The 19,020-nt window shown below is 74.2% G+C and carries 16 protein-coding genes; 12 read left to right on the plus strand and 4 right to left on the minus strand.

Annotated elements, in window-relative coordinates; all coding sequences use genetic code 11:
- Window positions 1–136: 136 nt before the first annotated feature.
- From ACFYYW_RS05325 to ACFYYW_RS05355, 7 genes are all read left to right on the plus strand, one after another.
- On the plus strand, window positions 137–1,204 hold the full coding sequence (locus ACFYYW_RS05325; protein ID WP_387645347.1) for a LacI family DNA-binding transcriptional regulator: 1,068 nt from the start codon (window positions 137–139) through the stop codon (window positions 1,202–1,204).
- Between the two features lie 108 nt (window positions 1,205–1,312).
- Entirely contained in the window at window positions 1,313–2,575 is a 1,263-nt protein-coding gene (locus ACFYYW_RS05330; protein WP_387645349.1) for an extracellular solute-binding protein, read from the plus strand.
- A 15-nt stretch (window positions 2,576–2,590) separates the two neighbouring features.
- Complete coding sequence (locus tag ACFYYW_RS05335; protein WP_387645352.1) at window positions 2,591–3,541, plus strand: carbohydrate ABC transporter permease; 951 nt, start codon at window positions 2,591–2,593, stop codon at window positions 3,539–3,541.
- Complete coding sequence (locus tag ACFYYW_RS05340; protein ID WP_364420049.1) at window positions 3,538–4,368, plus strand: carbohydrate ABC transporter permease; 831 nt, start codon at window positions 3,538–3,540, stop codon at window positions 4,366–4,368. Before ACFYYW_RS05335 ends, ACFYYW_RS05340 begins: the two co-directional genes overlap by 4 nt.
- Before the next feature lie 32 nt (window positions 4,369–4,400).
- Complete coding sequence (locus ACFYYW_RS05345; protein WP_387645355.1) at window positions 4,401–5,606, plus strand: glycoside hydrolase family 1 protein; 1,206 nt, start codon at window positions 4,401–4,403, stop codon at window positions 5,604–5,606.
- Window positions 5,603–6,775, plus strand: coding sequence for a GDSL-type esterase/lipase family protein (locus ACFYYW_RS05350; protein ID WP_387645358.1), 1,173 nt, complete (start codon window positions 5,603–5,605; stop codon window positions 6,773–6,775). Before ACFYYW_RS05345 ends, ACFYYW_RS05350 begins: the two co-directional genes overlap by 4 nt.
- Entirely contained in the window at window positions 6,772–8,307 is a 1,536-nt protein-coding gene (locus ACFYYW_RS05355) for a family 20 glycosylhydrolase (RefSeq protein WP_387645361.1), read from the plus strand. Before ACFYYW_RS05350 ends, ACFYYW_RS05355 begins: the two co-directional genes overlap by 4 nt.
- A 118-nt stretch (window positions 8,308–8,425) precedes the next feature.
- Here ACFYYW_RS05355 and ACFYYW_RS05360 read toward each other — a convergent pair whose 3' ends face one another.
- The 3 genes from ACFYYW_RS05360 to ACFYYW_RS05370 all read right to left on the minus strand — a co-directional run bounded on the left by ACFYYW_RS05360 (window position 8,426) and on the right by ACFYYW_RS05370 (window position 11,200).
- Window positions 8,426–9,337 (minus strand): hypothetical protein, encoded by a 912-nt coding sequence (locus ACFYYW_RS05360; RefSeq protein ID WP_387645363.1) that lies wholly within the window; start codon window positions 9,335–9,337, stop codon window positions 8,426–8,428.
- A 217-nt stretch (window positions 9,338–9,554) separates the two neighbouring features.
- The gene (locus ACFYYW_RS05365; RefSeq protein ID WP_352351471.1) at window positions 9,555–10,199 is read right to left on the minus strand and encodes a response regulator transcription factor; all 645 of its coding nucleotides are present in this window, start codon (window positions 10,197–10,199) and stop codon (window positions 9,555–9,557) included.
- On the minus strand, window positions 10,196–11,200 hold the full coding sequence (locus ACFYYW_RS05370; RefSeq protein ID WP_387645366.1) for a histidine kinase: 1,005 nt from the start codon (window positions 11,198–11,200) through the stop codon (window positions 10,196–10,198). The genes ACFYYW_RS05365 and ACFYYW_RS05370 overlap by 4 nt, the downstream gene beginning before the upstream one ends.
- Before the next feature lie 446 nt (window positions 11,201–11,646).
- On the opposite strand from ACFYYW_RS05370, the gene ACFYYW_RS05375 reads away from it, so the two are divergent.
- Both ACFYYW_RS05375 and ACFYYW_RS05380 read left to right on the plus strand, forming a co-directional pair.
- On the plus strand, window positions 11,647–12,105 hold the full coding sequence (locus ACFYYW_RS05375) for a CBS domain-containing protein (protein ID WP_352330979.1): 459 nt from the start codon (window positions 11,647–11,649) through the stop codon (window positions 12,103–12,105).
- A 5-nt stretch (window positions 12,106–12,110) separates the two neighbouring features.
- Window positions 12,111–13,394: an ArsB/NhaD family transporter gene (locus tag ACFYYW_RS05380; RefSeq protein ID WP_364393896.1), complete on the plus strand. Its 1,284-nt coding sequence runs from the start codon at window positions 12,111–12,113 to the stop codon at window positions 13,392–13,394.
- Window positions 13,395–13,409: 15 nt separating this feature from the next.
- Here ACFYYW_RS05380 and ACFYYW_RS05385 read toward each other — a convergent pair whose 3' ends face one another.
- Complete coding sequence (locus ACFYYW_RS05385) at window positions 13,410–14,294, minus strand: phosphotransferase enzyme family protein (RefSeq protein ID WP_387645370.1); 885 nt, start codon at window positions 14,292–14,294, stop codon at window positions 13,410–13,412.
- A gap of 432 nt (window positions 14,295–14,726) precedes the next feature.
- Here ACFYYW_RS05385 and ACFYYW_RS05390 point away from each other — a divergent pair, with 432 nt between their 5' ends.
- From ACFYYW_RS05390 to ACFYYW_RS05400, 3 genes are all read left to right on the plus strand, one after another.
- Window positions 14,727–15,704, plus strand: a complete 978-nt coding sequence (locus tag ACFYYW_RS05390; RefSeq protein ID WP_387645373.1) for a lysophospholipid acyltransferase family protein — start codon at window positions 14,727–14,729, stop codon at window positions 15,702–15,704.
- 202 nt (window positions 15,705–15,906) lie between these two features.
- A complete protein-coding gene (locus tag ACFYYW_RS05395) occupies window positions 15,907–18,150 on the plus strand; it encodes an MMPL family transporter (RefSeq protein WP_387645376.1) in 2,244 nt (747 codons plus the stop codon).
- A complete protein-coding gene (locus tag ACFYYW_RS05400) occupies window positions 18,147–19,004 on the plus strand; it encodes a lysophospholipid acyltransferase family protein (protein ID WP_387645379.1) in 858 nt (285 codons plus the stop codon). Before ACFYYW_RS05395 ends, ACFYYW_RS05400 begins: the two co-directional genes overlap by 4 nt.
- Window positions 19,005–19,020: the final 16 nt, after the last annotated feature.

Consider the following 19,020-nt stretch of genomic DNA (forward strand, 5'->3'; position numbering starts at 1 on the left):
GGGCGCGGGCGTCCCGTCAAGATCCGGGTCGTGGTTCGGGCGGGGTGATCATGGGCCGGGCGCGGCGCGTAGGGTGGTGACCCGAGCGGATACGATCCGTTCGCAGGCGACGCCGGGAAGGGCGGGTGATGGTCCGGTGGCGCAGAGGGCGACCGTCTACGACGTCGCTGAGCGGGCAGGCGTCTCCATCGCGACGGTCTCGCACACCTTCCGGCAGCCGGAGAAGGTCCGCCCGGAGACGCGCGAGCTGGTCCTGCAGGCCGCGCGGGCCCTCGGCTACGTGCCCAGCGGCAGCGCGCGCGGCCTCGCGAAGGGCCGCTCCCAGGCGCTCGGCCTGTACGCCTTCGACATGTTCCTGCCCTCCGACCTCGGCGCCCCGGACCTCGACGCGATGGTGGCCCGGGAGCTCGACGGCCTCGGTGACGTGCGGCGATTCCCGCTCTACGTCGACGAGATCCAGCGCGGGTTCGAGCTGGAGGCGCAGCGGCTGGGCCGCCCGGTGATGCTCGGGTCGGGGGCCAGCCGCGACTCGCTGGGCAGCTTCGACCTGGCCGGCAGCGTCGACGGCCTGGCGATCTTCCCGGGCGGCGCGGCGCGCGACCTGCTGGAGCACGTGGGGCGCGGCGTGCCCGTGGTGATCTTCAGCAGCCCGCCCATGCACGACCCGCTGCACCACATCACGGTGGCCAACGAGAGCGCCGTGCGCGAGCTCGTCGATCACCTGGTCGAGCGGCACGGCCGCCGGTCTCCGGCGTTCCTCGGCGAGCCGGCCGCGCCCGACATCGCCGCCCGGTTCGCCGGGTTCCAGGCCGCGCTGGCCGCGCACGGGCTGCCGGTCCCCGAGGAGCCGTTCGACACCACCGCGCTGGCCCAGGACAGCCTGCGCTCGTTGCGGGCCGCCATCACGGCCGGCGACGTGCCGGACGCCCTGGTCTGCGCCACCGACCAGCTCGCGCTCACCGTGATGGACCTCCTGGCCCGGCACGGCGTCCGGGTGCCGGACGACGTCGCGGTCACCGGCTTCGACGGGATCGTCGCCGGGCGGCTCTCGAACCCGACGCTGACCACGGTCCGCCAGCCGTTCGCCTCGATGGGCCGGCTCGCGGTGCGCATCCTGACCGACACCGCGTCGGGGGTGTCCCACCCCAGGTCGTACGTGCTGCCGACCCGCATGGTGCTCGGCCGCAGCTGCGGCTGCCCCTGACGGAGTTTTATCTCGATTGCGCAATGGGGCTGGATTTCTGGCGAGTTAAGCGCATAAATTCTCAGCCGTTCGGGGGAGGCAACACAGGCCGACAGGAAGGAACTGGCCGTGCGACACAGATCTACAGTGGCGGCCCTGGTCGCGATCGCTGCCGCGACGGCGCTCACCGCGTGCGGCCGGGCCGACGAGGGCGCCGGACGGGCTCAGCCGTCCTCCAGCGTCGCGGCCAAGGCCGCCGGCGCGATCACGATGTGGGCGATGGGCAATGAGGGCGAGCTGCTGCCCGAGTTCTTGAAGAAGTTCGAGGCCGCCAACCCGGGGGTCAAGGTCGACGTGACCGCCATCCCCTGGGACTCGGCCTACCAGAAGTTCCAGACCGCCATCGCCGCCGGGAACGTTCCAGACCTGGCCATGATGCCCGGCCTGCCGGTGTTCAAGGACGCCTTCGCGCCCGTGCCCGGCACCATCGACACGGCGGGCATGTACCCGGGAGCCGTCTCGACGGGAACGATCGGCGGCCGGCTCCTGGAGGTGCCCTGGTACGTCGACGTCCGCGCGCTCTACTACCGCACGGACCTCGCGCGCAAGGCCGGCTGGGACAAGCCCCCGGCCACCTGGGACGAGCTGCGGCGGATGGCGTCCGACCTGCAGCGCAAGGCCGGTGCGAAGTGGGGCATCCGGCTGCCCGCGGGCAGCACCGGATCGTTCCTGTCCTCGCTCTGGATGCCGTGGTCCAACGGCGCGGAGCTGATGAACGCCGACCAGTCCTCGTGGACACTCGACACCCCGCAGTTCGCCTCGGCGTACGAGTACCTGGCGTCGTACTTCAAGCAGCGCATCGCCGACCCGAACGCCGACACGGCGCCCGCCGCCGCGGTGAAGGACTTCCTCACGGGCACGACGCCGATGCTCGTCGCCGGCCCCTTCCTGCGCGGCGCCATCTCCCAGGCCGGCGGGGACGCGTTCGCGGGCAAGTACGCGACCGCGCCGCTTCCGGCGGGGAAGAGCTCGACCTCATTCGTCGGCGGCGCGAACCTCGTGGTCTTCAAGGCCGCCAAGAACCCCGGCTCCGCCTGGAAGCTCGTCCAGTGGCTCAGCGAGCCGCAGACCCAGGCGGCCTGGTACAAGGTCAGCGGCGACCTGCCGGCGACGCAGAGCGCGTGGGAGGATCCGGCGCTGGTCGCCGACCCGACGCTCGCCGCGTTCGCCGAGCAGCTCAAGACGGCCAAGGCGCCGCCGCAGCTGGTCGCGTTCGACAAGGTCGGCGCGGCGGGCGACTCCGCGATCGAGCAGATCATCAAGGGCGGCCTGCCGGTGGCGGACGCGCTGCGCAAGCTCCAGCAGCAGGCCGACGGCATCGGGGTGTCCTGAGCGGTGTCGAACCCCATGTCACCCACCGCCCCCGGACGGGCGCGCGCCTCCCGTGACGCGCGCGCCCGCCGGGCCGCGGGAGCCAACTCCGAACGCCGGCGCCGGCAGACGACGATCGCCTGGCTGTTCGCCGCGCCGTTCGTCGTCGTCTTCGCGGTGTTCATGGTCCTGCCGATCGCCGCTTCGATCGGCTTCTCCTTCACGGACCTGACCGCGCAGGACATCCAGTCGCCCTTCAACGTGGACTTCGTCGGCCTGCAGCAGTACGCGGAGGTCCTCACAGATCCGGAGTTCCAGAACGCCGCCGGGGTGACGGCGCTGTTCGTCCTCGTCGGCATCCCCGCCACGGTGGCGCTCGGGCTGGGGCTGGCGCTGGCGCTCAACTCGGGCGTCCGCCGGCTCAGGCCGGTCTACCGCGTCGCCTTCTACGCGCCGGTGGTCACGAGCGTCGTCGCGGTCTCGGTCATCTGGCGCCACATCCTCGCCCGCGACGGGCTGCTCAACATGGTCCTCGCCCTGGTCGGCATCGACGGGCCGGACTGGCTGAACAGCACCACCTGGGCCCTGCCCTCGCTGATCCTGATGGCCGTCTGGCGCAACACCGGGACCCTCATGGTGATCTTCCTGGCCGGGCTGCAGGCCGTCCCGGCCGACGTCAACGAGGCGGCGGCGATGGACGGCGCCGGGCCCTGGCGCCGTCTGCGCAGCATCACGCTCCCGCTGCTGCGCCCCACGATCCTGCTGGGCTGCGTGCTCATCTCGGTCGGCTACCTGCAGTTCTTCGAGGAGGCATTCGTGATGACGCAGGGCGGACCGCTCGGCTCCACGCTGTCCATGACGTACTACACGTTCAACGCCTTCGGCTTCGGCGACTTCGCCAAGGCGTCGGCGGCGAGCTACATCATGTTCGTCGTCATCGCGGCGGTCGGCGTGCTGCAGTTCCGCCTGCTCAGGAGGGCCGCATGAGCCGGCCGGGAGGCCTGACGGCGCGCTCGCTCAGCTACGTGGTGCTGACCGCGGGCGTGGTGGTGTGGCTCGCGCCGTTCGCCTGGATGGTGCTGGGCGCGTTCAAGACGCAGGACGAGATCTTCGCCGACCCCCCGACGTGGTGGCCGCACTCGCCCACCGGCGGGAACTTCGCCCGCTGGCTCACCGAGCTGCACTTCGGCACCTTCTTCGGCAACAGCCTCCTCGTCGCCGTGCTCACCGTGCTCGGCAACCTGCTGTTCTGCTCGATGGTCGGCTACGCGCTGGCCAAGATGGACTTCGCCGGGAAGCGCGTCCTGCTCGGCGTCGTGCTGGTGACCATCATGGTGCCCGGCGTGGTGACCTTCGTCCCGCTCTTCGTGATCGTCGCGAAGATGGGCATCCTCGACACGTACGGGGCCCTGGTGCTGCCGTTCCTCACGCAGCCCGTGGGCGTCTTCCTGATGCGCCAGTTCATGCTGGACATCCCCGACTCGCTGCTGGAGGCCGCGCGCATCGACGGCGCCTCCGAGGCGAGGATCTTCACCCGGGTCGTGCTGCCGCTGTGCGGCCCGGCGCTGGCCACCCTCGGCATCCTCACCTTCCTGGGCTCATGGAACAACTTCCTGTGGCCGCTCGTGGCGAGCCAGACCGAGTCGATGTACACGCTGCCGGTGGCGCTCTCGCTCTACTCCACCGGCCAGTACGCGACCGACTACGGCACGCTGCTCGCCGGCGCCGTTCTGATCATCACGCCGATCCTCGCGCTGTTCGTGTCCCTGCAGCGCTACTTCGTGCAGGGCATCGCCACCATGGGCCTCAAATGACCACACCTCCGACACCCAAGACAGGATCCAACATGGCGACCTCGCAGCCGCTGACCTTTCCCGACGGTTTCCTGTGGGGCGCGTCGACGGCGGCCCACCAGGTGGAGGGGAACAACGTCGGAAGCGACTTCTGGCAGGCCGAGCACGACGGGAGCCCGGGACTGCCCGAACGCTCGGGGGACGCCTGCGACAGCTTCCACCGGTGGCCCGAGGACCTGGACATCGCCCGCGACCTCGGTCTGAACGCCTACCGGTTCAGCGTCGAATGGGCCCGCGTGGTCCCCGCGCCCGGTCACCCGTCGCCGGCCATGCTGGACCACTACCGCCGGATCATCGAAGGCTGCGGGCAGCGCGGGCTGACCCCGGTCGTCACGCTCCACCACTTCACCAGCCCCGCGTGGCTGAGCGCCGTCGGCGGATGGACCTCGGGGGAGGCGATCGCGCACTTCGCCGACTACGTCCGCGCGGTGCTGCCGATCCTCGACGGCGTGCCCTGGGTGTGCACGATCAACGAGCCCAACATGGTCGCCCTGGTGGCCGCGCGCCGCAGGTACGGCGCCGGCGAGCCCGTCCCGTCCTTCGTCCCGCCGGACCCCGCCGTGACCGCCGCGCTGGCCCGCGCGCACGAGCAGGCCCGCGACCTGCTCGCCGCCGTGCCCGGACTGCGGTCGGGATGGACGGTGGCCAACCAGAACGTGCAGGACCACGGCGCCGGCCCCGACCGCACCGCCGAGCTGTCCTACCTGGTCGACGACCAGTACATCGACCTGGCGAAGGACGACGACTTCATCGGCGTGCAGGCATACAGCCGCCTGCGCGCGGGCCGGGAAGGCGTCATCGCCCCCGGCCCGGACGACAGGCGCACGATGATGGGCTGGGAGTACTACCCCCTCGCCCTGGAGGACGCGGTCCGGCACACCGCCGCCCGGCTCGGCGGATCGACCCCGCTGCTCGTGACCGAGAACGGCATCGCGACCGGCGACGACGACGAACGCGTCGCGTACACGACCGAGGCCGTCAGGGGCCTGGCCCGCGCCATGGCCGACGGCGTCGACGTGCGCGGATACCTGCACTGGTCACTCCTGGACAACTACGAGTGGGGATCGTGGACGCCCACCTTCGGCCTCGTCGCGGTCGACCGGACCACCTTCCGGCGCACGGTCAAGCCCAGCGCCCGCTGGTTCGGACGGCTCGTCCAGGACCCGGCGGCCGTCCTGGGCGGGGAGGCCGCGTCGTGACGGACCTCCTGGACGTGACCCTGGACACCGCGGACCTGGCCCGCCTCATCGACGGCGCGGCCGCCCTCGACCCGGGAGCCCACGGCGGCCTGCGCCCGCGCCGGCTGCCGCCATGGGCCCGCGCACAACACGACGATCCCTGGTTCGACCTCATGGAACAGGCGCCCACCGGCGTCTCCCTCCGCTTCGCCACCAGCGCGACCCTGCTGCGGCTGCGCCTGCACACCCGGTCGATCCGGCCGGCCGGCGCCGGGATCGCCCGGCCGCACCGCCTCGCCGTCGTCGTCGACGGCGCGGTGGCGGAGCACGTCGCGATCCCCGAAGGGGACGTCGTGGTCATCGGCGCCGACCGGCAGGTCACCGGCCGGGAACAACGCGATCCGTCGGAGGTGACGGTGGCCCTCGTGCCCGGCGGCGGGGAGAAGCAGGTCGAGATCATGTTGCCGCACGACTGCGCGGTCGAGGTCATCGGCCTGGCCGCCGACGCCCCGATCTCGCCGCCGTCCGCCGGCGGTTTCCCGCGCTGGACGCATCACGGCAGCTCCATCAGCCATGGGCTGCAGGCCGCCACGCCCGACGGCACCTGGCCGGCGCGGGTCGCCCTGGGCACCGGCTGGCGCCTGCGCAACCTGTCGTTCGGCGGGAACGCGCAGCTCGACCCGTTCGTCGCCCGCATGATCAGGGACACCCCCGCGGACCTGATCACCCTGAAGGTCGGCATCAACCTCGTGAACGCCGACTCGATGCGGGCCAGGACGATGCTGCCCGCCGTGCACGGCTTCCTCGACCTGATCCGCGAGGGCCATCCGACCACGCCGGTGGTCCTCATCACCGCCATCGCCTGCCCGGCGCACGAGCACACGCCGGGACCGACCGTCGACCGCGGCGGCACGGCCGCCGGGGCGGACCGGGCCCTGGAGGCCGACGAGGGCGCCCTCACGCTGGCCGCCACCCGCCGGATCATCGAGCGCGTCCACGCCGGGCGCGCGGCCGACGACCCCCACCTGCACCTGGTGGACGGCCGTGCCCTGCTGGGCGAGCAGGACGCGCGCCTGCTGGGCGACGGGCTCCACCCCACGGAGGAGGGGCTGGACCTCATCGCGCGGCGCTTCCAGGACACGGTGGCCGGCATGCCGGCCCTGGCGGGGCTGCTCGGAGGCCGGCGATGAGGGCCGCGCTGGTGCCGTGGCCGCACGCGGTCGCGCTCGACCACGCGACGACGACCGTCCTGCACCCCGGCCGCGTCGAGATCCGGGCGGACGATCGTCTGGACGACGCCCGCGCGTGGCTCGAAGGCGAGTTCGCCCGCCTTCCCGCCACCCCCGCGGCGGGCGACCCGCCCCCGACGCGCGTCGTCCTGCTGATCGGAGAGGCGCCCGGCGACGTGCCGCCGGCCGGCGGCGTCGCGCCGGAACAGCTGCCCCCGGACGAGCGGCACACCGTGACGATCGCCCCGGGAGAGATCACGATCACCGGCCCGACCCCGCACGCGGTCCTGCGGGGCGCCGCGACGCTGGTGCAGCTGGCCGAGTCGGCGGCGGGCCGGCTGCCGGTCGGACGCATCGCCGACGGGCCCGCCCTGGCGTGGCGGGGCCTGATGCTCGACGTCGTCCGGCATCCGTTCCGCCCGGACGAGATCCGCCGCGTCGTCGACCTGCTGACGCGATACAAGCTGAACGTGCTGCACCTCCACCTCACCGACTCCGGCGGCTGGCGGCTGCAGTCGGCGGCCCGTCCCGCACTGGACGCGACCTCGCCCGGCGAGCTGATCACGCGGCGCGAGCTGGCGGAGCTGACGGCGTACGCCGCGGCGCGCGGGGTGACGATCGTGCCCGAGATCGACCTTCCCGGGCACGCCCACGCCGCGATCCGCGCCTACCCGGAGCTCGCCGGCGACGGGACCGCCGCCCGCCTGGGCTACGTCGATCCGGCCATGCCCGGGGCCGAGTCCTTCATCGCGGAGACCGTCACCGAGTTCGCGCAGGCGTCCCGTGCCCGGTTCGTGCACGTCGGAGGGGATGAGCCGTTCGGGATGCCCGGCACGGCGTACACGCGCGCGGTCGGCGTGGCCGTCCGCGCGGCCCACGACGCCGGCAGCCGGGTCGTGGCCTGGCAGGAGACCGTACGCGCCGGGGCGCTCGGCGACGGCGACCTCGTGCAGCTGTGGATCGGCGCGGAGACGAGCATCGACGCCGACGCCAAGAAGGCGGAGCTGCCGGAGTCCGCGCACCCGTTCGTCGACCAGATGGTGGCCTTGTTCGCCCTCGCGCCGTCCGACGGGCCCGCCGCGGCGGCGGCCGGGCTGCCGGTGCTGCTGTCCTCCAGCGACGTGCTGTACTACGACCGCCCGTACGCCGAGCCCGCCGCGGACGCCGAGGGGGAGGCGCGCCGGGCCCGGCTCGGGTTCCGCGACTATCCGGCCAAGACGCTCCGGCAGATGTTCGACTGGACCCCGCGGTCGTTGGTGGCGGGGCTCGACGTCCGCGTCGCCGGGGTGGAGGCCGCGATCTGGTCGGAGACGATCACGTCCTTCGACGATCTGGCGTTCCTGCTGCTCCCTCGTCTTCCGGCCGCGGCCGAACGATCCTGGACGCGCGAGCCGGCGACCTGGGAGGACCACCGGGCACGCCTGCGCCCGCACGTCGCCACGTGGGAGGCGACGGGATGGGGAGCGGCGTACCGGCCCGCGGCGGAGCCGTGACCCCGCCGCGGCCCCGGAAGCTCGCGGCGATCCCAGGGCTCGTGGCGGGCTCCGGGCCCGTCGCGGTCCAGGGATCGTGACGGGCAAGGGGCTCGTCGCGGTCCGGGGCTCGTCGTGGTCAGGCTTGCCCGGGCGATCCGCCGAGCTCGGTCACCGTCAAGGCGCGCAGCAGGTGCGGGTGCAGGCTCTCGGCCCGCGTGCGGGGCAGGCCGGCGGCGAGCGCGGCGTCGGTGAGCGCGGCCCGCGTCCAGGCCAGGTCGACCCGCCGGCCTGCCTCGCCGGTGAGCAGCGGGTGGTCGGCGGGCCGGTCGCCGCACAGGCGGCGCAGCGGGCGGCGCAGGTAGGGGGCGAGCGGGAAGGCGACGATGTCGCCCCGCCCGTCGTGCAGGGTGATCAGCACGGGGTCGCCGGCGCCCACCAGGTGCACGTCGCACGGCGTCAGCCGGGCCAGCGCGTCGACGGACGCGCCCGTGGACTCCAGCAGCCCGACGGCCACGGCCTCGGCTAAGCGCCCTTCCTCGGCCAGCAGGGCGACCCCGCCGCGCAGCAGCCGCCGCTCGGCCGGGGTGGGCGGGTGCGCGACCGGCGCCGGGAGAGCCGGCCCGTGCCGTCCGGCGAAGGCGTAGAACGAGGCCAGCACCGCCCGCCGGCGGACCACCGTCGCGCGGGCCAGCGGCCGGCCGGACGGCGCGAGGCCGGCGGTGAGCGCGGCCAGGCAGTAGGCGTCGACCTGCGACCCGGCCCCCAGCACGTCGCCGCCGGGATCCTGCCCGCGCAGCCACCGCAGGTAGGAGGCCAGCACCCGCAGCCGCGTCCGCCGCAGGGCCGGGGAGGGCCGCTCGCGCAGCCAGGCCGCCGCCACGCCGGCCGCCGCCGGAGCCAGCCCCTCGACGACGTCGACGTCGGCCGCGGGGACCTCGCCGCCGTCGCCGGGACCGCGCCGCGGACGCAGCCCCTCGATGCGGGAGACGAGGCCGCGGGCCTCCTGACCGGTGAGCGCGCCCCGGGACGCGACGGTGTCCTCGGCCATGCTCAGCACACGACCGGCACGGCGACGGGATCGGCGGCAGGGTCGGCGGCGGCCCGTGCCGGGGCACAACAGGACGAAAGGGAGGCGTGGAGGACGTCGCTGCTCGCGCCCAACGGACCCATCATGATCTCGATCGTCTCATGGAACTGCGCCCGCGCACTCCATCCGGCCGGGCCGCCGGGGCCGCGGGAGCCAGGGGCGCGGCCGTCCGCCGAGGTCAGGGTTCGATCAGGCCGGCGCGGATGGCGTAGCGGGTCAGGTCGAGCCGGTCGTTGAGGCCGAGCTTGGCCAGGATGTTGCTGCGGTGGCGGTCGACGGTCTTGGGGCTGATGACCAGGGTGTCGGCGATGGCCTTGGTGGAGTGGCCCTCGGCGATGAGCTTGACGATCTCCTCCTCGCGGGCGGTCAGCAGGCTGTCGGGCAGCGGGTCGCCGTGCCGGTGGCGGTGGAGGTAGTCGCGGATCAGCGCGGTGACCGCCCCGGGGTAGAGGAACGGCTCGCCGCGCATCGCCGCCCGGCACGCCTCGATGAGGTCGCGGTCGGCCACCGACTTCAGCACGTAGCCGCAGGCCCCGGCCTTGAGCGCGGCGAAGAAGTACTGCTCGTTGTCGTACATCGACAACATCAGCAGCCGGATGCCGGGCCGGCGGCGGGAGATCTCGCGCGCGGCCTGCAGGCCGGTCATGCGCGGCATGGCGATGTCCAGGACGACCAGGTCGATGTCGTGGGTGCGGACGGCCTCGACCGCCTCGGCCCCGTCGGCCGCCTCGGCGACCACGGTCAGGTCGGGCTCGGCGTCGAGGATCAGGCGGACGCCCTGGCGGACGAGCGCGTGGTCGTCGGCGAGCAGGATGCGGGTCATCGGGCGTTCTCCTTGGCCGCGCCGGGGACGGTGAGGACGATCTCGGTGCCGCCGCCGGGCGGCGAGTGCACGCTCAGCCGGGCCCCGATGAGCAGGGCCCGCTCGTGCATGCCGCGGATGCCGGCGCCCGGCTCGCCGATGCCGCCCCGGCCGTCGTCGGTGACGCGCAGGACCAGGTCGCCGTCGTCGGGCGTCAGCGTGAGCGTCGCCCTGGTCGCCTGGGCGTGGCGGGCGACGTTGGTCAGGCTCTCCTGGGCGATGCGGTAGAGCACCAGCTCGACCTCGGAGCTGAGCGGCGGCAGCCCCGGAGCCAGTCTACGCGTGACCTCGACCGTGCCGGTCTGCGACAGGTCGGTGGCCAGCGCGGTGAGGGCGCTGGTCAGCCCGAGGTCCTCCAGGACGCCGGGACGCAGCCGGTGGGCGACCTGCCGCACCTCGTCCAGGCTGGTCCTGATCGCCTCCTGGGCGTGGCCGAGCTCGTCGGCCAGCTCCGCGGGCGCCCGGTCGCGCACCCGCTTGAGCGCCAGGAGCGCGACGGTGAGGCTCTGGCCGATCTCGTCGTGCAGCTCCCGGGCGATGCGGCCGCGTTCGGCCTCCTGGGCGGCCAGGGCCTGGGCGCTGGCCACGCTGCGCTCCTCCTCCAGCCGGTCGAGCATCTGGTTGAAGGTGTCGGTGACGCCGCGCAGGTCCCGGTTGCCGGCGGGCAGCCGGTCGTGGGTGTGCAGCAGGTCCACCCGCCGCATGAGGGCGGTCAGGGAGGTCAGCGGGGCCAGGCTGGCCCGCACCAGGAACGCGTTCGCCGCCAGGATCAGCGCCAGGCCGACGAGCAGCACCGGGATCTCGGTCAGCAGCACCGGTGAGGAGACCGTCGCGGGGGACAGCGCCAGCACGAACGTGCCCGCGGCGAAGACCAGCGCGTTGATGACGAACAGGCGGCGGAACAACGCCTGGGCCGGGGTGCGGCCAGGCGGCTCCGGCGCGGTGGCGACGGCGTCTTTCATGCCCTTAGCCTGGGCGTTCGCCGCCCGCGCTGTCCACTGACCCGGCCCGGATACGGTCCCGCCCCCACCCGATATGGGGGCTGGACCCGATGGGCGCGGCCCCCCGCGCGGTGATGGCATGGTCTCCCCGGAAAACAGGGACGGACCGTAAGGAGGTGGGCGATGCGTGGCACGGACCTTCTCCGAGCCGCGGCGGCAGGACCGCTTCTCCTCCTGCCCGCCCGCGGGTCGCGGTCCGTCCCCCGGGGCCATCTGACGCGCGGGCCGCGCCGGGGGCCGGCCGCCGTCCCGTGGCCGGGGCAGAGCGCCTGAGCCGTCCTGGCCGCCTTTGTGACCTTCGCCCATGCCCCCGCTGGAGGCTCCCCATCAAGATCCGTCATACGACCGCGCCCCGAACCGGCGCGAACCGTCGTCTTCCCACCACTCCGACCACCGTGGACGGTGCCATGCGAGCACAGGACATCGCCGTCACCCTGCCGACCGTGACGGCCCGCGACTCCGTGGGACGCGCCGTGCGCCTGATGGTGGTCAACCGGCTGCCCGGGCTCATCGTGGTCGACGAGCGGGGCAGGCCGGCGACCGTGCTGCCGGGCACGCAGGTGCTGCGGCTGGCCATCCCCGGCTCGTACCAGGAGGACCAGGCCCTGGCCCGCACCCTCGACGAGAGCGACGCCGAGCTGTTCTGGCAGGAGCTCGCCCATCTGACGGTCGGCGACTGCCTGCCCAGGCCGCCCGCGCGGCCCGTCACCGTTCCGCCGGACGCGACCCTGCTGGAGGTGGCGGCGCTGATGGCCCGCACGCGTAGCCCGCTCGTCGCCGTCCTCGGCCCGGACGCCACCCTCACGGGGGCGATCACGCTGGAACGCCTGCTGACCAGCCTGGCCATCACGAGCCTTCCGGACTGATCCGCATGAGCGCGATCCTGGCCCTATCCATCTTCGTGGTGGCGTTCTTCTTCATCGCCACCGAGAAGGCCGACAAGGTCAAGGTCGTCCTGGTGGCGGCCGGCCTGATGACCGTGCTGGGGCTGACACCGGGGGAGGAGGTGTTCTCCTCAGGGCACGCGGGCATCGACTGGAACGTCATCTTCCTGCTGCTCGGCATGATGATCATCGTGGGGGTGATCAAGCAGACCGGGCTGTTCGACTACCTGGCGATCTGGGCGGCCAAACGCTCGCGGGGGCGGCCGTACCGGCTGATGGCGATGCTGATGGCCATCACCGCCGTCGCCTCGCCGTTCCTGGACAACGTCACGACCATCATGCTGGTCGCGCCGGTGACGGTGATGGTGTGCGGGCGGCTGCGCATCCCGGCGCAGCCGTACCTGATCGCCGAGGTGCTGGCCTCCAACATCGGCGGGGCCGCGACGCTGATCGGCGACCCGCCGAACATCATCATCGGCAGCCGGGCGGGGCTGACGTTCAACGACTTCCTCGTCCACATGGCGCCCGCGGTCGTGGTGATCTTCGCGGTGTTCGTGCTGCTCACCTACCCGCTGTTCCGCCGGTCGTTCCACTACAACGCCGAGCACGTCGCCAAGGTGATGGCGCTGCAGGAGCGGCGGGCCATCACCGACCCCGCGCTGCTGGCGCGGTCGATGACGGTGCTGGCCGCGGTGGTGACGGCGTTCGCGCTGCACTCCGTCCTGCACCTGGCGCCCTCGATCATCGCCCTGGTCGGCGCGGGGGTCATGCTGCTGGTCTGCCGGGTCGAGCTCGGGGACGTGCTGCGCGAGGTCGAATGGCCCACGCTGGTGTTCTTCGCCGGGCTGTTCGTCATGGTCGCCGGCCTGGTGCACACCGGCATGATGGAGACCATCGGCCGCGCCACCATCGACCTGTTCGGCGACAACTACTTCGCCGCGGCCACCTCGCTGCTGTTCGGCTCCAGCGTGCTGGGGGCCTTCTTCGACAACATCCCGTACGTGGCGACGATGGCGCCGGTGGTCGAGGAACTGGCCGCCGCCGCACCGGACGCGTCCACCGGGCAGGCGCTGTGGTGGGCCTTCGCCTTCGGCGCCGACTTCGGCGGCAACGGCACCGCGGTCGCCGCCAGCGCCAACGTCGTGGCCCTCGGGATCGCCGCCCGCACCGGGAACCCGATCTCCTTCTGGCAGTTCACCCGGTACGGCATCGTCGTCACCCTGGGCAGCACGGCCCTGGCCTGGGTGTATGTCTGGCTGCGTTACTTCTGACCCGGACCGCCCGGGTCAGGGGCGCAGCCGGTGGAACAGCTCGACCCGGGCCCGGTGGTAGTCGAGGTCCTCCTCGTCGTGCGGCACGCCCGCCGCGGCGGCCTTGCGGAAGTAGGCGTGCTCCCTGCGCAGCTTGTGCCGTACGAGCTGGGCGAGCGACTCGTCGTCGAGGGGGGCCGCCGTGCCGCCCTCCTCGTGGTAGGCGGCCACGAACTCCTTGCTGGGCCCGGTCAGGTCGTCGCCCCACTCCAGCGCGGCGGCGGCCAGCTCCAGCTCGGGGGCGCCGACGAAGGTCTCGTCCCAGTCGAGGACGGCGACGATGCGGCCGTCCCTGGCCAGGGTGTTGCCGGTGTAGTAGTCGCCGTGCAGCGGGTGGCGTACGGGATGCCCGGCGTGGAAGGCCGCCAGCCAGCGGTCGAGGACCGGGTCGTGCAGGTCGGCGGCATCTGGGGGCGGGTCGCCGTACAGGCCGGACTCCTGGAAGGCGGGCACGGGACGCGGGCCGGGACGCAGACCGGCCAGCGCGCGGTGGAGCCTGGCCAGCAGCCGCGCGCCCGCCTCCCGCTGGGCGGGGACGTCGGAGTCGGGCCACTCGCCCTCGACGTAGGGCCAGCAGGAGACCGGCCGCCCCGCCACGACGACCACCGTCGCGCCGCCCGCGGTGGCCAGCGGGGCGACGGCCTCGGGGAGCGTGGTGGCGGCGTGCCGGGCGACGGCGTGGCACCACTCCGACTCGGCCACCCCGCGCGCGGCCGGGCCCACCCGGACGACGTGGTCGCCGAGGCGGTAGGCGGCCGACTCCTCCCCGCCGTGCAGCCGCTCGCCCTCTCCTTCGGCGCCCCAGGCCCGGGAGACGGCGGCACGGATCTCGGGGGTGAGGGGCGTCTTCGCGTAGATCACCTTGTCAGGTTATGGGGTTCAGGTCATGAGCCGGGACGGCTTGTGGAGTGTTCTGCCAAGGTCGGGCGACACGTGGCGCAAATTCGGCGCTCTCCGCCGGATGGCGCTTAACCTGCACTAACAGGATCATCATCCGCTTGTCACCCTGCCGTCAGGGCCGCCGGTGCCGAGCCCGCTCCGAATTCGGGACGCTCATGATCGTGCAGTCGCAACAAGTCGCACAAAGCTCACATCCGCCCGATAGCCGCCCGTCCCGGCGCCGAGGCACCCGCACGCCAACCGGCACCGCACGCCTTGGAACGGTCCAGAGTCAGGGGCCGGTCCGGTGCGACCTGCCGCCCGCCGTCGTCCCGCGCTGCCGTTAGCGCCGCTCGGGCCGGCCCGCCGATCACCGTCTGGGAGTCCCGCGTGTCCCATCCGACTCCACCCGCAGTGTCCACTGCTGTGCCGTCCGCCACGCCGCCCGTGGTGCCGTCCGTGGTGTCGCCCGTGGTCCCGTCCGTCGTGCCACCCGTCGTGCCGCCCGTCGTGCCGCCCGTAGGGGCGGGGCGGGCGACGTGGCGGCACGTCGCCGGCTCCGGCCGGCGCGTGGAGATCAACCCGTGGCTGGCGCGGGCGCCGTGCTCGGTGCGCGCGTGCCTGCCGGAGGAGGCCGTCGCCGCCGGGCGGGCGCGCCGCGCGGCCCGGCTGTGCGCCGCCCTGCTGGTGCTGCTGGCCGCGTTGCCCGCCTTCCTCGTCATGGGAGCCGGGCCGAGGCGCTGGCGGGCCAGGACCGCGCAGGCCGCGGCCCGGCTGCTGCTGCGCGCGCTCGGCGTCCGGGTCGAGGTCGCCGGTCCGGCGGACCTCGCGGGGGAGGGGGCCGGGGTGCTCGTCGTGGCCAACCACGTCTCGCTGCTCGACCCGCTGGTCATGCTGGCCGCGCTGCCCTGCCGCCTGCTGGCCAAGCGGGAGGTGCGCCGGTGGCCGCTCATCGGCACGCTCGGCGCGGCCTGCGGGGCGCTGTTCATCGACAGGGAACGCCTGTCCACGCTGCCCGCCGCGGTGGGCCTGGTCCGCGACGCCCTGCTGGCCGGGGAGGCGGTCGCCGTCTTCCCCGAGGGCACCACGTCCTGCGGGCGCGAGGTCGGCACGTTCCGGCCCGCGGTCTTCCAGGCGGCGATCGACGCGGGGGCGGCGGTGTGCCCGGCCGTCCTGCGCTACTACGAGGGTCCGAGCCCGTCGAGCCGGGGGAGCTGGGTGGGCGAGGACTCGGTGACCGGGTCCGTCGTCCGGGTGGCCGGGACGCGGCGGCTGCGGGCCGAGGTGCGGCTCACCCCGCTCCTGCCGCCGCCCGCGCCCGCCCGCGGGCCGCGCGGACGGGCCGCCCTGGCCCGCGCCGCCGAGGAACGCGTACGCGCCGGCCTCGACTGAATGCCCAAGCCAACCGCACAGGCCCGACCGCACAAGGCCCGACCGCACAAGGCCCGACCGCACAAGGCCCGACCGCACAGGCGCGCGCCGCGGGGGAGCGCGGGCGCGGCGGCCTCGACCGACCGTTACTCGACGTAAGGATTCACCGATGTGGGGCAATTCGCCGCCGTCCGGCCGTGGGCGGAGGTGGCCGCGACGGGTCGTGCTCTGGGGCGCGGCCGTCACGTTCGCCGTCTCGCTCATGGCCGGCCTGGACGTGCACGACCGGCTCGTGCTGGGCGACATCGTGCCGCTCGGATCGCAGTCCCTGCGCGCGGACGACATCCTCCAGGACGCCTTCCACGCGGGCAACGCCGACCTGGTCCTGATCGCCCGCGCCGCACGCCCGGTCGACGACCCCGAGATCGACGCCGCCGGGACACGGCTCACCGAACGCGTCTCGGCCGACCCGGGCGTGTGGCGGGTCACCTCGTACTGGCGCGGCCACGAGCCCAGGCTGCGCGGCGGCGACGGGCGCGCGGCGGTCGTCCTGGCCCACCTGCGCGGCGACAACGCCGCCCGCAACGCCGCCGCCCGCCGGATCGTGGAGTCCCTGCACGGCCGCTACGGCCCCCTGTCGCTGACCGCCACGGGCGAGGCCCAGGTGCGCGTCGAGGCGCAGGACCGCAGCGAGACCGACCTGCGCGCCGCCGAGCTGATCGCCGCGCCGCTGACCCTGGCCATCCTGTGCGTGGTGTTCGGCAGCCTGGTCGCCGCCCTGCTGCCGGTGCTGATCGGCGCGCTGGCGGTGATCGCTACCATGGCCGTGCTGCGCCTGCTCACCGAGGTCATGGAGATCTCGGTGTTCGCGCTGAGCATCTCCAGCGCGCTCGGCTTCGCCCTGGCCGTCGACTTCAGCCTGTTCATCGTCACCCGCTTCCGCGAACAGCTCGCCCAGGGCCAGGACGCCGCCCAGGCCGTCGCCGTCACCATGCGCACCACCGGCCGGGCCATGGCCTGCTCGGCGGCCACCGTGGCGCTGTCCATGTCGGCGCTGCTGCTGTTCCCGTTCACCATCCTGCGCTCGCTGGCCGTCGGCGGGATGACGATCAGCCTGACGGCGGCCGCGGCCAGCCTCGTGGTGCTCCCGGCCGTGCTCACCCTGCTCGGCGACCGGGTCAACCGGCTTCCCGTGCCCGGCCCGTGGAACGCCGCGCGCCGGTCCGCGCCGCCGGTGGAGGACGGGCCCTGGTACCGCCTGGCGGTCGCCGTCATGCGCCGCCCGCTGGCGGTCGCCGTGCCGACCACCGCGCTGCTGCTGGCCATGGGCGCGCCGTTCCTGGGCGCCCGCTTCGGCACCCTGGACGACCGCATCCTGCCGCCCGACGCGCCCGCCGCCCGGGCGGCGCAGGCGCTGCGCGCGGAGTTCGGCGGGCAGCAGGTCGTCGGCGGCACCATGATCGTGCTGCCGGACCTGCGGATGACCGGGCAGAGCTCCGCCGGCCCCCTGGACGGCTACGCCAGGCGCCTGGCCGCGACCGACGGCGTGCTCCGGGTGGACACGGCCGGCGGCTCCTACAGCCGGGCCGCCGCCGTCCCGGGGCCGGGCCGCCGGTTCACCGGCGAGGCGGGCACCTGGCTGCTCGTCACCACCGCGCACGAGCCGTACTCGGTGGCCAACAGCGAGCTCGTCCGGCGCCTGCGCGCGATCCCGGCCCCGGGCCAGGCGCTGTTCGCCGGGCCGGGCGCCGAGCTCGACGACATCAGGCAGAGCATCGCCGGCACGCTGCCCACGGCCCTGGCGCTGATCGCGCTGGCCACCCTGGCCATGGTGACGCTGCTGACCCGCAGCGTCGTGCTGGCCGTCAAGGCCCTGGTGATGAACGTGCTCAGCCTCACCGCCACCTTCGGCGCCCTGGTGCACGTCTTCCAGGACGGCCACCTGCGCGGGCTGGTCGGCGACTTCACCGCCACCGGCAGCATCGACGCCCTCATGCCCACGCTGATCTTCTGCGTCGCCTTCGGCCTGTCCATGGACTACGAGATCTTCCTGCTGTCCCGGATCACCGAGGAGTACCGCGACCGCGGCGACACCGCCACCGCGGTCGCCACCGGGCTGCAGCACACCGGACGGCTGTTCACCTCGGCCGCCGTCATCTTCGCCGTCGTCATGGCCGCCGTGGCGACCTCCGGCCTGGCCGTGCTCAAGATGATCGGGGTGGGCATCGCGCTGGCCGTCCTGGTCGACTGCACGCTGATCCGCACGCTGCTCGTGCCCGCCGTGATGCGCCTGGCCGGGCCCGTCAACTGGTGGACGCCCCGGCTCCTGCGCGGCAGGCGGGGCAGCGGGGGCGGCTCTCCCGGCGACCCGCCGCGCGTCCCCGTCGGCGCGGCGGCAGGCGGGCCGTCCGGGCCGGGCGGCCCGGACGGGACGGAGCCCGCGGCACCGCCGGCGGGCACACCATGACGACCACCCGCGACCAGGACCACCGCCACGAGCGGCCGCCGTCCGGGCCGGGGCTGTCGCCGTGCACGCCGGACGCGTGCGTGCGCCCGCCGGTCGCCGCCGCCGGGCCGGTCCGCCGGGCCGCCCGCCTCCTGGGCTGCGCGCTGGCCCTGGCGGTCGCCCTGGCGCTGTCGGCGGCGCCCGCCCGCCGCGCCGGGGCCCGGCGCGCACGCCTGTCCCGCAGGGCCATGGGCCTGATCGTGCGCACGCTCGGCATCACGGTACGGGTCCCCGGCGGCGTCCCGGCCCTGGACGGCCACGGCACCCTGCTGGTGAGCAACCACGTCTCGTGGGCCGACCCGCTGATCATGGCGGCCCTCACGCCGGCCCGCCAGCTCGCCAAGCGGGACATCGGACGGTGGCCGCTGGTCCGGTCGCTGGCCGCGGCCCACCGCACGCTGTTCATCGACAAGGACCGCCCGGCCGGGCTGCCCGCCGCGATCACGGCCGTCGCCGCCGCGCTGCGCGACGGGGACGCCGTGCTGGCCTACCCCGAGGGCACCACCTGGTGCGGGGAGGCCATGGGAGCCTTCCACCCGGCCCTGTTCCAGGCCGCCGTCGAGGCGGGCGCGACCGTCCGGCCGGTGGCGCTGCGCTACTGCGAAGCCGGCCTGCCCTCCACCCGCGCCGCCTGGATCGGCGCGGACTCCCTGCCGGTCTCGCTGCTGCGCGTGGTCGCGACCCGGAACCTGGTGGCCGAGGTGACGTTCCTGCCCCCCGTACGCCCCGACCCCACCGGACGGCCGCGCGCGGACCGGGCGGCGCTGGCCGCGCTGACCGAGTCGCGGGTCAGGGACGCTCTGGGCCCGGCTTGATGGACATTTGAGGTGT

This window comes from Nonomuraea sp. NPDC001831 (genome assembly GCF_042892035.1).
GTDB lineage: Bacteria > Actinomycetota > Actinomycetes > Streptosporangiales > Streptosporangiaceae > Nonomuraea.

Bases quoted from the DNA above. Each gene is read 5' to 3' on its own strand.
- ACFYYW_RS05335 (WP_387645352.1), top strand. From the start codon at position 2,591: ATGTCACCCACCGCCCCCGGACGGGCGCGCGCCTCCCGTGACGCGCGC.
- ACFYYW_RS05340 (WP_364420049.1), top strand. From the start codon at position 3,538: ATGAGCCGGCCGGGAGGCCTGACGGCGCGCTCGCTCAGCTACGTGGTG.
- ACFYYW_RS05345 (WP_387645355.1), top strand. From the start codon at position 4,401: ATGGCGACCTCGCAGCCGCTGACCTTTCCCGACGGTTTCCTGTGGGGC.
- ACFYYW_RS05355 (WP_387645361.1), top strand. From the start codon at position 6,772: ATGAGGGCCGCGCTGGTGCCGTGGCCGCACGCGGTCGCGCTCGACCAC.
- ACFYYW_RS05360 (WP_387645363.1), bottom strand. From the start codon at position 9,337: ATGGCCGAGGACACCGTCGCGTCCCGGGGCGCGCTCACCGGTCAGGAG.
- ACFYYW_RS05365 (WP_352351471.1), bottom strand. From the start codon at position 10,199: ATGACCCGCATCCTGCTCGCCGACGACCACGCGCTCGTCCGCCAGGGC.
- ACFYYW_RS05370 (WP_387645366.1), bottom strand. From the start codon at position 11,200: ATGAAAGACGCCGTCGCCACCGCGCCGGAGCCGCCTGGCCGCACCCCG.
- ACFYYW_RS05375 (WP_352330979.1), top strand. From the start codon at position 11,647: ATGCGAGCACAGGACATCGCCGTCACCCTGCCGACCGTGACGGCCCGC.
- ACFYYW_RS05380 (WP_364393896.1), top strand. From the start codon at position 12,111: ATGAGCGCGATCCTGGCCCTATCCATCTTCGTGGTGGCGTTCTTCTTC.
- ACFYYW_RS05400 (WP_387645379.1), top strand. From the start codon at position 18,147: ATGACGACCACCCGCGACCAGGACCACCGCCACGAGCGGCCGCCGTCC.